11 protein-coding genes are annotated in these 11,585 nt (G+C 68.9%); 7 read left to right on the top strand and 4 right to left on the bottom strand.

The genetic code is table 11. The features are described from left to right. Positions 1–12: 12 nt before the first annotated feature. The 3 genes from BJ988_RS23260 to tmk are packed head-to-tail and all read right to left on the bottom strand — an operon-like array spanning position 13 to position 3,370. Positions 13–1,524 carry an alpha/beta fold hydrolase gene (locus BJ988_RS23260; RefSeq protein WP_179660244.1) on the bottom strand — a complete coding sequence of 504 codons (1,512 nt, stop codon included), beginning with the start codon at positions 1,522–1,524 and terminating at the stop codon, positions 13–15. Next, positions 1,521–2,723 (bottom strand): DNA polymerase III subunit delta', encoded by a 1,203-nt coding sequence (locus BJ988_RS23265; protein ID WP_179660245.1) that lies wholly within the window; start codon positions 2,721–2,723, stop codon positions 1,521–1,523. Before BJ988_RS23265 ends, BJ988_RS23260 begins: the two co-directional genes overlap by 4 nt. Continuing rightward, on the bottom strand, positions 2,720–3,370 hold the full coding sequence (tmk, locus tag BJ988_RS23270) for a dTMP kinase (protein ID WP_179660246.1): 651 nt from the start codon (positions 3,368–3,370) through the stop codon (positions 2,720–2,722). Before tmk ends, BJ988_RS23265 begins: the two co-directional genes overlap by 4 nt. Before the next feature lie 148 nt (positions 3,371–3,518). On the opposite strand from tmk, the gene BJ988_RS23275 reads away from it, so the two are divergent. The 7 genes from BJ988_RS23275 to BJ988_RS23305 all read left to right on the top strand — a co-directional run bounded on the left by BJ988_RS23275 (position 3,519) and on the right by BJ988_RS23305 (position 8,708). Further along, positions 3,519–4,136 (top strand): DUF4178 domain-containing protein, encoded by a 618-nt coding sequence (locus BJ988_RS23275; RefSeq protein ID WP_179660247.1) that lies wholly within the window; start codon positions 3,519–3,521, stop codon positions 4,134–4,136. Beyond that, positions 4,133–4,654, top strand: coding sequence for a DUF2617 family protein (locus tag BJ988_RS23280; protein WP_179660248.1), 522 nt, complete (start codon positions 4,133–4,135; stop codon positions 4,652–4,654). Before BJ988_RS23275 ends, BJ988_RS23280 begins: the two co-directional genes overlap by 4 nt. Next, positions 4,647–5,156 (top strand): DUF4247 domain-containing protein, encoded by a 510-nt coding sequence (locus BJ988_RS23285; protein ID WP_179660249.1) that lies wholly within the window; start codon positions 4,647–4,649, stop codon positions 5,154–5,156. The genes BJ988_RS23280 and BJ988_RS23285 overlap by 8 nt, the downstream gene beginning before the upstream one ends. Positions 5,157–5,180: 24 nt before the next feature. Next, positions 5,181–5,603, top strand: coding sequence for a DUF350 domain-containing protein (locus tag BJ988_RS23290; RefSeq protein ID WP_179660250.1), 423 nt, complete (start codon positions 5,181–5,183; stop codon positions 5,601–5,603). A 26-nt stretch (positions 5,604–5,629) separates the two neighbouring features. Next, complete coding sequence (locus BJ988_RS23295) at positions 5,630–7,171, top strand: polyamine aminopropyltransferase (RefSeq protein ID WP_179661662.1); 1,542 nt, start codon at positions 5,630–5,632, stop codon at positions 7,169–7,171. Further along, positions 7,171–8,196: an ion channel gene (locus BJ988_RS23300; protein WP_179660251.1), complete on the top strand. Its 1,026-nt coding sequence runs from the start codon at positions 7,171–7,173 to the stop codon at positions 8,194–8,196. Before BJ988_RS23295 ends, BJ988_RS23300 begins: the two co-directional genes overlap by 1 nt. Before the next feature lie 74 nt (positions 8,197–8,270). Further along, entirely contained in the window at positions 8,271–8,708 is a 438-nt protein-coding gene (locus BJ988_RS23305; RefSeq protein WP_179660252.1) for an HIT family protein, read from the top strand. Between the two features lie 122 nt (positions 8,709–8,830). Here BJ988_RS23305 and topA read toward each other — a convergent pair whose 3' ends face one another. Then, positions 8,831–11,536, bottom strand: coding sequence for a type I DNA topoisomerase (gene topA, locus BJ988_RS23310; RefSeq protein WP_179660253.1), 2,706 nt, complete (start codon positions 11,534–11,536; stop codon positions 8,831–8,833). Positions 11,537–11,585 lie beyond the last annotated feature (49 nt).

Raw genomic sequence — 11,585 nt, forward strand, 5'->3', positions numbered from 1 at the left:
AGTTCTGCGGCGTCAGCACTTCAGGCCGTCGTCGGGAACCTTGCCGTCGACGAGGTAGGCGTCGATGGCGTCGTCCACGCAGCCGTTGCCCTGCATGTAGCCGGTGTGGCCGTCGCCGTCACGGGAGACGAGTACGCCGGAGTCGAGCGCCTCCGCGAGATCCTCGGCCCACTCGTAGGGAGTGGCCGGGTCGCGGGTGGTGCCGATGACGACGATCGGGTTGGAACCCTCGGCGTCGATCTCCGGCTCGGGCTCGGTGGCCTCGAACTTCTCCGCGGCGCAGCCGGTGAGCATCCAGGCGAGGGCGGAACCGAAGGTGGGAGCGGCCTTCTCGAAGGCGGGCAGCTGCTTGCGTACCTCCGCCGGGGTGAGACCGGAGGAGTCGTCGAGGCAGTTGATCGCCCAGTTGGCCTCCATCGTGTTGTTGATGTAGCCACCCTTGGGATCACGGCCCGCGTAGTTGTCCGAGAGGCTCATCAGCTGGGAGCCGTCACCCTTCAGCGCCGCCTCGAGGGCGTCGGTGAGGTAAGGCCAGTAGGACTCGACGTAGAGCGGGGTGATCAGGCCGTAGAGGGCGTTGCCGGCAGTCAGCTCACGGTCACCTGCCGGCAGCGGCTCGGCGTCGATGTCGGCCAGCAGCTTCTGAACCCGCTCGACGCCCTGGTCGACGGTGTCGCCGAGGAAGCAGCTGCCCTCGTCGACGCAGTTCTCGACGTAGGAGCGGAGCGCGACCTCGAAGCCCTTGGCCTGCGCCAGGTTGGAGTCGATCACGCTCAGCCCGGGGGCGATCGCGCCGTCGAGCACGAAGCGGCCGACGCGGTCGGGGTAGAGCTCGGCGTAGGTCGAGCCGAGCTGGGTGCCGTAGGAGGCGCCGAAGTAGTCGAGCTGGTCCTCCCCGAGCGCGGCCCGCAGTACGTCCATGTCCCGGGCCGCCTCGACGGTGCTGACATGGGCGGAGATCCCGCGTCGCTGGGCCGCGCAGCCGTTGGCCATCTCGACGCCGGTGCCGACGTAGGCCTTCTCCTCGGCGACGTCGTCAGGGTCGGGGTCGACCGCGATGTAGTCATCCAGGGCGTCGTCGGTGAGGCAGTCGACCGGGGTGCTCTGCCCGACACCACGCGGGTCGAACCCGACGATGTCGTAGGAGTCGCGGACCTTGGAGCCGAAGGACTGGTTGTTGTAGAGGGCGTAGTCGATGCCCGACCCGCCCGGGCCACCCGGGTTGATCGCCAGGGAGCCGCTCTTCTCCTTGTTGGCCGGGTCCTTGATCACCGCGACGTCGATGGTGCGGCCGGTCGGGTCGGAGTAGTCGAGCGGGACCTCGAGGGTCGCGCACTCGAAGGCGCCGTTGCACTTCTTCCAGTCCAGCTTCTGGCTGTAGAAGGACTGCAGCCCTTCGGTCGGGGCCGCGGTCGCCGACGCGCTCGGGCTCACCCGGTCGGCGTCGGGAGTGCCGCCGCCGGCACCACAGCCGGCGGTGAACACGGCCAGGGTGGTCAGGGCGATCACGACTTTGGGTTTCACTGATCTCCTCCGGGTGGCAACAGCGCCACCATCATGGCTTCCAGGACCAACTGGGGCTGCACGTTGAACTCCAGCAGCTGCTCTCGGGCTTCGAAGATCGCACCGATGCGCTGCAGGTTGAGCTCGGGCGTGGAGCGTTCGACGAGCTGCTCGATCTCGCGTCGGTGCTCCTCGTTGACCAGCGCCACGGGAGCACCGGCGGCCAAGGTGATCGCGTCGCGATAGATCGAGACCAGGTCCATCAGGCCGCGGTCGATCACGTCGCGGTGGCGGCGGGTGGCCCGGCGCTTCTGATCCTTCTCGAGCGCGGCCAGAGCGGGACCGTATTCACGCGGACGACGCCCACGGTCGACCACGCCATAGCCCACGTCGAGATCGGACTTCTCTTTCGCGTCGAGGTCGGCGGTGACCGCGTCGGCCTCCTCCTTCGACACCGCGGCGAGCTCCCCGGCGGCCCGGAGCGCGTCGGCGAGAGTGGTCAGCCGGGTCGGGTAGGCGACCACCTGCTCGCGTCGCCGACGGGTGTCGTCGTCGCGGGCCAGCGCCTTGGCCCGGCCGATGTGGCCCTGGCTCGCGCGCGCCGCGTAGGTGCCGCGCGCCTCGTCTACCCCGAGCGTACGCTGCAGAAAGGCCGACACGTCGGGGGTCGTCGGGGTGGTCAGGGTGACCAGGCGGCACCGGGACCGGATGGTCGGGAGGACGTCCTCGACCGTCGGCGCGCAGAGCATCCACACCGTGCGGGCGCCGGGCTCCTCGACCGCCTTGAGCAGCGCGTTGTTGGCCTGCTCCGTGAGCCGGTCGGCGTCCTCGATGATCAGGATCTGCCAGCGGCTTCCAGCCGGGGAGAGGGCGGCCTGCCGCACCAGGTCGCGGATCTCGTCGACCCCGAGGGTCAGCTTCTCGGTGCGGACCAGGTTGACGTCGGCGTGGCTCCCGGCGAGCACCGTGTGGCACTCGTGGCAGTGGCCACAGCCGCCGTTCGGGCACTGGAGCGCCGCGGCGAAGGCGATCGCGGCGTTGGAGCGTCCGGAGCCTGGCGGCCCCGTGAAGAGCCACGACTGGGTCATCCCCTTGCCGAAGCGGCGCCCGAGACCATCGGTTGAGCCGGTCGCGGCGGTCTGCAACATCGAGATGATGTGGCGCTGGCCGACGAGGTTGTCCCAGACCGACCGACCGTCCGAGGTGGTGGCGATGCTCATGCGCTCACCGCCTGGCGGAGCTTGGGCTCGAGACGCGCCAGCACCGCCGCATGGATCTCCTCGACCTGGGCGCGGGCGTCCAGGACCAGATAGTGATCGGGGTCCCGCTTCGCGAGCGCGACGAACGCCTCACGCACCCGCTGATGGAACTCCACCGACTCCTGCTCCATCCGGTCGCGCTCCTCGAACCGGGTGAACCCGGCCGCCGGATCCAGGTCGAGCAGCACCGTCAGATGAGGCCGCAGGTCGGCGGTCGCCCAGCGCGCCACCTCCTCGAGCTGCGCGGTGTCCAGGACCCGGCCGGCGCCCTGATAGGCCAGCATCGAATCGACATAGCGGTCGGTGATGACCACCTCTCCACGCTCCAGCGCCGGGCGCACCATCGACTCGATGTGCTCGGCCTTGTCGGCAGCGAACAGCAGCGCCTCGGTCCGGTCGTCGAGATCGCCGGTCTCCGGGGACAGCACGATGCGGCGTACGTCCTTGCCTACGGCTGTGTCTCCCGGCTCGAAGGTCAGCAGGACCTGGTGGCCGCGGGCGGCCAGCGCCTCCTGGAGCAGCCGGGACTGGGTGGACTTGCCCGACCCCTCGCCACCCTCGAAACAGACGAAGACGCCGCGCTCTGCGTAGACACCCGGAAACCTCACGAACCAAACCTACGGGGTGGCACCGACAACCGCCGCACGCCGCACGCCGCATCTGCCTCTTGGGAATGGCGCTGTTGGCTGCCGAACGGTACCGCCACCACGTTAAGGTTCGAGACGCCCCCCCGCATTGATCAACTAGGAGTCACAGGTGACCTACGTCCTGATCGCCCTGCTGCTGGCCGCACTCGCGGTCGCGGCCTATCTGCTCTGGAAGAGCAAGCAGCAGCCGCAGACGCAACAGGAGCCCGACGACTTCATCGGCGACCAGCACAAGCACGCCTCCGACCAGCTGCGTCAGGTGCGCAACGGCGACGTCATCGAATACCTCGGCCACAACTGGTTCGTCCGCGGTCGGATCGACTTCGACGAGCACGGCTACCGCTGGACCGAGCACATGCTCGACGACGCCGAGGGCAAGAAGTGGCTCTCGATCGAGGACGACGAGAGCTTCGAGGTCTCGCTGTGGCACGCGATCCCGCTCGGTGACATCGAGCAGGGCGCCGTGGGCGACCGTGACGTCATCGTCGGCGGTGTCGCCTACCGGCTCCAGGAGAAGGGCACGGCCAACTTCACCGCGACCGGCGCGACCGGCACCGCGCCGTCCGGGACGGCCGACTACGCCGACTACAAGTCGGTCGACGGCGGGCTGCTCGGCTTCGAGAAGTGGGGCAGCAACTGGGAGCCCTCCCTCGGCGAGGTGCTGCAGCCGTTCGAGCTGACCGTCTACCCCTCCACCGACCGGCCCGCGACCCTGGACGACGAGTGACGCTTCTCGACGTCCCGTTCGTGGACGTACGCGGCGACACCCTGCGCTGGACCCTCGCGCCCGTCCCGTGCACGCCGCTGGCTTCCCGGACGGTGCTGCTCGAGCGCGGGATGAGCGTCACGCTGAGCGTCCTGGGCGCCAGCCACCAGGTCGTCGTACGCCGCGACGACCGTCCGCTCCTGCACGAGACCGTCGCGTGCGGTATCGCCGAGGCGGCGCCGCTTGCCACCGAGCATGCGACGGGCGGCTACCGCCTCGCCTCGCACGTGACGACGGTGGGGCCCGACGAGCTCGCCGCGGAGGCAGCGCGGCTCGTCGAGCGGTTGAGCGGGCGTACGGACGCCGTCGTCGCGCACTTCCCGGGCGACCCGCACGCGGTGACCGCACTGGCTCTGGACGGGGTGGGCGGCACGACGGCCGGGGAGATCACCTGGCGCACCTGGCACACCTACCCACAGACCGGCGAGATCGTCGCCACCACCACCCGCTACCGGCCTGAGGAGGTCGCACGTGTCTGACCCGAATCATGGTCCGAACAGCTCGGGCGGGGGCCCGAACCGCAAGCTGATCGGCTGGTCGATCGTCGCCGCCTGCGTCGTGATCGCCCTCATCATCGCGATCGTCGCTTCCTCGGGCGGCGACAGCAGCCCCGAGAAGTACCTGCGCGACAACTTCGACCACGTGAGCGGCACCGACCCCGACACCGACGCCGGGATCGTCTTCGAGGACGACGGCACCGTGACCTCGGTCGCCAGCAAGATCGCGGCCGACACGGACGCCGACGAGAACCGCGCCGACGGCTCCAACCAGTACCTGCGCTACGACGACGACTGGCTGGTCGTGGTCGAGCCGCGGGAGCCCTCGGGGTCGACGATCACCCTCTACGAGTACGACCGCGGCTACCGCCATCACGCCACGGTGATCGGACTGTGGGGCTGGAGCAGCTTCTACGGCCGCAACACCGGTGGCGGCAGCAGCGGTGACTCCTTCCGCGGCGGCGGCAGCGGATCCGGCAAGTGACCACCTCAGACTTGGAGATGAACGATGAATGACCTGTTGACCGGACTGCTGTCCACCGTCGCCTTCGCTGCCCTCGGGCTGATCCTGCTGGTGATCGGCTTCTACGTGATCGACCTGCTCACGCCCGGCAAGCTGGGGCAGCTGATCTTCGTGGAGCACCGCCGCGACCCGGCGCTGCTGCTCGGCTCCTCGGTCCTCGCGATCGCCACGATCGTGGCCACCTCGATCTACACCGCGGAGGCGGACACGTTCCAGGGCCTGGCCGAGACCGCTGCGTACGGATTCGTCGGGATCTTCCTGCTGGCGGTCTCCTTCGTGATCCTCGACCTGCTGACCCCGGGGCGACTCGGTGAGCTGATGACCGACGACAAGGACGATCCCGCGATCTGGGTCACCGTTGCGGTGCAGCTTGCCGTCGGCGTGATCGTGGCGGCCTCGATCACGTGAGTCTCACGCTTCCCTCGTTGTCTGCGATGCCGGAGGGACGGGCAGCCCGGCTGCTCGTTCTCGCGGCGGTGTTCGTCTGCGCCGCCTGCGGGCTGGTCTACGAGCTCGCGCTGGTGACGCTGGGAAGCTATCTGCTCGGCAACTCGATCGCGCAGACCTCGTTGGTGATCGCGGTGTCGATGTTCGCCATGGGCATCGGCGCCGTGCTCGCCAAGCCGCTCACCGCGCGGCCGCTGCGCGCGTTCGTCGGCGTGGAGATCGCACTGGCGGCGGTCGGTGGCGCATCGGTGCCGGCGCTCTACGCGTCGTTCGCGTGGCTGCACCTCTACACCCCGATGATGCTGGTGGTGACATTCCTGATCGGCGCGCTGGTCGGCGCCGAGATCCCGTTGCTGATGGAGCTGCTGCAGCGACTCCGGCGCCAGCAGGCCTCGCACGCGGTCGCCGACATCAACGCGGTCGACTATGTGGGCGCGCTCATCGGTGGGCTGGCCTTCCCGTTCCTGCTGCTGCCGACGCTGGGGCTGCTGGTGGGGACCGTGGCCACCGCGGCGCTCAACGTCGTCGCGGCGTGGATGGTCGGAGTCTCGCTGGCCGGCACGCGTGGGCAGCGCGGGCTCGTCTCGGCGGTCTGCGGCGTGCTCGCCGTAGCGCTCGGCACCACCGCGGTGATGGCCGACGCGTTCGAGCTCAGCGCCCGGCAGGCCCTCTACCGCGACCCGATCATCCACTCCGAGCGCTCGACCTATCAGGAGATCGTGGTGACTCGAGGCGCTCCGGTCGGGCCGGAGTTCGACGACGTACGCCTCTTCCTCGACGGCGACCTGCAGTTCTCCTCGCTGGACGAGTACCGCTACCACGAGATGCTCGTCCACCCGGCGATGAACGGGCCGCATCAGCGAGTGCTGATCATCGGCGGCGGCGACGGGCTCGCGGCCCGCGAGGTGCTGCGCTACCAGTCGGTGTCGTCTGTGACGCTGGTCGATCTCGACCCCGCTGTGGTGTCGCTGGCGCGTTCCTTCGAGCCGGTCTCGTCGCTGACCGCGGGCTCCTTGGAGGACTCCCGGCTGACGTACGTCCCCGCCGACGCGTTCTCCTGGGTGCGGGACTACTCGGGGGCACCGTTCGACGTGGTGATCGCCGACTTCCCGGACCCGGACTCGACCGCGCTGGCCAAGCTCTACTCGGTCGAGAACTACAGCATGATCGCGCGGCTGCTGGCTCCCTCCGGGCGGATGGTGGTGCAGGCGGGCAGCCCGTTCTTCGCACCGGACGCGTTCTGGTCGGTGAGGCACACGCTCGCCGAGGCCGGCTACCGGACCACCCCCTACCAAGCCGACGTACCTTCCTTCGGCAACTGGGGGTACATCCTGGCCGGACGGGAGTCGTCGGCTCCGGCCCTCGCGCTCGACGACGAGGCACCGGGCGGGCTCCGCTACGCCAGCGACTCCGTACTCGCGGCCGCCTCGTCGTTCCCACCGGACCGTGCCGAGCGGCCGACCTCGGTCACCACGCTGCTGGATCCGGCGATCCTGGACTATGCCCGAAAGGGCTGGGTGGGTTACTGATGTTCTTCCTGATCCGACTGGTCCGACGGACCTCTCAGCACTCCGCGTGGGTGCTCCCGCTCATGATCACCGGCTTCGTCTTCGTCACCGGCTGGATCGCGATGGCGTTGGCCCAGCCAGGCAGCGAGATCGTGCAGCCGGCCAACTACTGGTGGTGGTTCCTGGTCACCGCGACCACGGTCGGCTACGGCGACTTCTTCCCGGAGACCACCGGGGGCCGGCTCGTCGGGGCGTACGTCGTCTTCGGCTCCATCACCACCCTCGCCATCTTGTTCAGCCGGATCTCGGCAATCATCGAGAACGCCAAAGGACGCCGCATGCGTGGAGAGATCAGCTTCAGCGGACAGAACCACATCGTTCTGCTCGGCTACACCGCCGGCCGCACCGAGCGGCTCCTGGCCGAGCTGCTCGCCGAGCCCGAGCGAGAGGTCGTGCTCGCGACCTGGGAGGACCAGCTCTCCGAGCACCCGCAGCCCGGTGAGCACCGCCTCCACTTCGTACGCGGCGACATCACCGATCTCGACGTGCTCGCTCGCACCGGGCTGTCCGGTGCGCACAGCGTCCTGATCGACGCTGGCGACGACAACGAGGCGGTCACGCTCACCGTGGCGGCCAACGCGGCCGCTCCCTCGGTGCACACGATCGTGGCGCTGCGGGACCTCCGGGTGCAGCGCACGATCTTCCGCGTCGACACCACCGTCCACTGCGTCCAGTGGCACAACACCCAGCTGATCGCCGAGGAGCTCAGCGACCCGGGGATCGCGGAGGTCTACCAGGAGCTCGCCACCGCCGGCGGCAAGGGCACCTACTCGCTCACGGTGCCCGCCGGGGCGGCGACGGTGGACGCGGGCGCTTGGCAGTCCGCTCTCGGTCGCTCGCACAGCGCCACGATCCTGGCCGTCCGTACCGTCGACGGCATCCAGGTCAGCCCTTCGTGGGACCTGCCTGTCGGTCCTGGGGCGCGGCTCTTCTACATCGCCGAGGAGCGGCTGGACTACGACGAGGTCGTCGGCTCCCTCGGCTGACGGGTCGGTCTTGCGGGTGAAAGAAATACTTCTTTCACCCGCGACCCTGCAGTCGGTCGAGCTAGGTTGCCGCGATGGACTGCTACAACTGCCGCAACAGCGCCCTCGAGTCCCTGCCGCCACGCGAGTCGATCGTCCGTACGCAGCACTGGCGGGTCGGCCACGCCTTCAACGTCTCGCTGCCCGGCTGGTTGGTGATCGCGCCGATTCAGCACGTAGTAGCCCTCGACGAGCTGCCAGCCGATGCCCATGTCGAGCTGGGCACGCTGCTCGGATCCCTGTCGGCGGCGCTGCGGTCGGTGACCGGATGCGTGAAGACGTACGTCATGCAGTTCTCCGAGGCCGAAGGATTCGAGCATCTGCACGTCCATCTGGTGCCGCGGATGGCCGATCAGCCACCTGACCTGAAGGGGCCGAACGTGTTTGGCTACCTCACCGACGATGAGGGTGACGGCGTGACCGCTGCCGAGCGCGACCGGGTGGCGATCGCGTTGCAAGGAGCTCTTGGCTGACAGAGTCCCGCCAGGGCGGGAATGCCGGCACATGCGCCCGCCCACGCCCCCACCTCAACAGCAACAGAACCCCGCCGAGGCGGGGTTCTGTCACATGAGCGGGCTGCGCCGCGGCGTACGGCCTAGGCCTTCTTCGTCGCAGCCTTCTTGGTCGTCTTCTTGGCGGTCGACTTCTTCGCCGGAGCCTTCTTCGTGGCCTTCTTAGCGGTCTTCTTCGTGGTCCGCTTGGTGGTCTTCTTCGCCGGGCCCTTGGCGCGCTTGTCGGCGAGCAGCTCAGCTGCGCGCTCGGCGGTCAGGGTCTCCAGGTCGTCGGCGGCCCGGAGGGTGGCGTTGTATTCACCGTCGGTCACGTAGGGACCGAAGCGGCCGTCCTTGACCACCATCGGCTGCCCGGAGACCGGGTCGGGGCCGAGCTCCTTGAGCGGCGGCTTGGCTGCGGCGCGGCCACGCTGCTTCGGCTGGGCGTAGATCTGCTCAGCCTCCTCGAGCGTGATCGTGAGGAGCTGGTCCTCCGAGCTCAGCGTGCGGGAGTCGGTGCCCTTCTTGAGGTACGGCCCGTAGCGGCCGTTCTGGGCGGTGATCTCCTCGCCGTCGGCGCTGGTGCCGACGACCCGGGGCAGGGTCAGCAGCTTGACCGCGTCCTCGAGCGTGATGGTCTGGAGACTCATCGACTTGAACAGGCTCGCGGTGCGGGGCTTGGCGCTCTTCTTGGCGTCCTCGGGAAGCTGCTCGGTGACATAGGGGCCGAAGCGGCCGCTCTTGGCGACGACGGTGAGCCCGGTCTCGGGGTGGACGCCGAGGTTCAGCTCCTCGCCGGCGGGGTTGGCGAAGAGCTCCTTGGCCTTCTCCAGGGTGAGCTCGTCGGGAGGCAGGTCGTCGGGGACGTTGGCACGCACCGCGAGCGGGGTGCCGTCGTCGCCTGGGCCCTCGATGTAGGGGCCGTAGCGACCGACTCGGAGGTTGACCCCCGACTCCGGGTCGCCGACCGGGAACGTCGCCAGCTCGCGGGCGTCGATGTCGCCGAGGCCGTCGACCAGCGGCTTGAGGCCCTTGACCCGCTCGGAGCCGAAGTAGAACTCCCCGAGCTCGGTGGTCATGTCCTTGACGCCCCTGGCGATCTCGTCGAGGTTCTCCTCCATGCTCGCCGTGAACCGGTAGTCGATCTGCCGGGGGAAGTGCTCCTCCAGCAGCCGGACCACCGAGAACGCGACCCAGGCAGGAACCAGGGCGGTGCCCTTCTTGAAGACGTAGCCACGGTTGATGATCGTCTGGATGATGCTCGCGTAGGTCGACGGGCGGCCGATCTCGCGCTCCTCCAGCTCGCGGACCAGGGTCGCCTCGGTGTAGCGAGCCGGGGGCTTGGTCTCGTGACCGTCGGCGGTGAGGCTGGCCGCGTTGACCGTGTCCCCCTCGGCGAGGTTCGGGAGCCGGGTCTGCTGGTCGTCGGAGGTCTGGTCGGCGGAGTCGGTGCCCTCGACGTACGCCTTCAGGAAGCCGTGGAAGGTGATCACCCGGCCGGTCGCGGAGAAGACCACGTCCTCGCCGGTGGTCGCCTGCGCACCCAGCCGGATGGCGACCGATCGGCCGACGGCGTCCTTCATCTGGGAGGCGACGGTGCGCATCCAGATCAGCTCGTAGAGACGGAACTGGTCACCGGTGAGGCCGGTCTGCGCCGGGGTCCGGAACGAGTCACCCGCGGGGCGGATGGCCTCGTGGGCCTCCTGCGCGTTCTTGACCTTGGAGGCGTACGTCCGGGGAGCGTCGGGCAGGTATTCAGCGCCGTAGAGCTCCCTGACCTGAGCGCGGGCGGCGCTGATCGCGTCGCCGCTCAGGGTGGTGGAGTCCGTACGCATGTAGGTGATGTGGCCGTTCTCGTAGAGGCGCTGGGCGACCGACATGGTCGTCGAAGCGGTCATCCCGAGCTTGCGGCTGGCCTCCTGCTGCATCGTGGTGGTGCGGAAGGGGGCGTAGGGGCTGCGCTTGTAGGGCTTGGACTCGACAGAGCGGACCTCGTAGGTCTGCCCCTCGAGACCGGCGACGAGGGCCTCGGCGCGGCCGCGGTCGAGGTGGACGACCTTGTCGCTCTTGATGAGGCCGTCAGGACCGAAGTCGGTGCCGCGGGCGACGCGGCCGCCGTCGATCGAGGTGATCTTGGCCGGGAACATCCGCGGGTCGTGCTGCGAGCCGGCGTCGAAGGTGCCGGCGAGGTCCCAGTAGGAGGCGGTCCTGAAGGCGATCCGCTCGCGCTCACGGTCGACGACCAGCCGGGTGGCGACGGACTGGACCCGCCCTGCGCTCAGCCGGGGCATGACCTTCTTCCAGAGCACCGGCGAGATCTCGTAGCCGTAGAGGCGGTCGAGGATCCGTCGGCTCTCCTGAGCCTCCACGAGGTCCATGTCGAGCTCGCGAGGGTTCTCCGCGGCCGCCAGGATCGCGGGCTTGGTGATCTCGTGGAAGACCATCCGCTTGACCGGGATGCCCTTCTTCGGCTTCAGCTCGTCGAGGAGGTGCCAGGCGATCGCCTCGCCCTCGCGGTCCTCATCGGTGGCGAGGTAGAGCTCGTCGGCGTCCTTGAGGAGCGCCTTGAGCTTGGCGATCTGCTTCTTCTTGTCGCTGGGCACGACGTAGTAAGGGGTGAAGCCGTTGTCGACATCGACGCCGAAGCGCCCCCACGGCTTGTCCTTGATCTTGGCGGGGGTGTCTGCCGCGCTCTGCGGAAGGTCGCGGATGTGCCCCACGGAGGCCTCGACGACATACCCCTGTCCAAGGTATCCGCCGATCTTCTGTGCCTTCGCCGGGGACTCGACGATCACCAACTTGTGTGCCACTGACGTCCTTATCTCACTGCAGCAGAGCCTGGCACCACTGACAAGCTCT

It is taken from the genome of Nocardioides panzhihuensis, assembly GCF_013408335.1.
Classification (GTDB): Bacteria; Actinomycetota; Actinomycetes; order Propionibacteriales; family Nocardioidaceae; genus Nocardioides; species Nocardioides panzhihuensis.

What these genes read in the sequence shown, in the direction of transcription:
- BJ988_RS23265 (WP_179660245.1), bottom strand. Translation starts at nt 2,723, where the DNA reads ATGAGCATCGCCACCACCTCGGACGGTCGGTCGGTCTGGGACAACCTC.
- BJ988_RS23290 (WP_179660250.1), top strand. Translation starts at nt 5,181, where the DNA reads ATGAATGACCTGTTGACCGGACTGCTGTCCACCGTCGCCTTCGCTGCC.
- BJ988_RS23295 (WP_179661662.1), top strand. Translation starts at nt 5,630, where the DNA reads ATGCCGGAGGGACGGGCAGCCCGGCTGCTCGTTCTCGCGGCGGTGTTC.
- BJ988_RS23300 (WP_179660251.1), top strand. Translation starts at nt 7,171, where the DNA reads ATGTTCTTCCTGATCCGACTGGTCCGACGGACCTCTCAGCACTCCGCG.
- BJ988_RS23305 (WP_179660252.1), top strand. Translation starts at nt 8,271, where the DNA reads ATGGACTGCTACAACTGCCGCAACAGCGCCCTCGAGTCCCTGCCGCCA.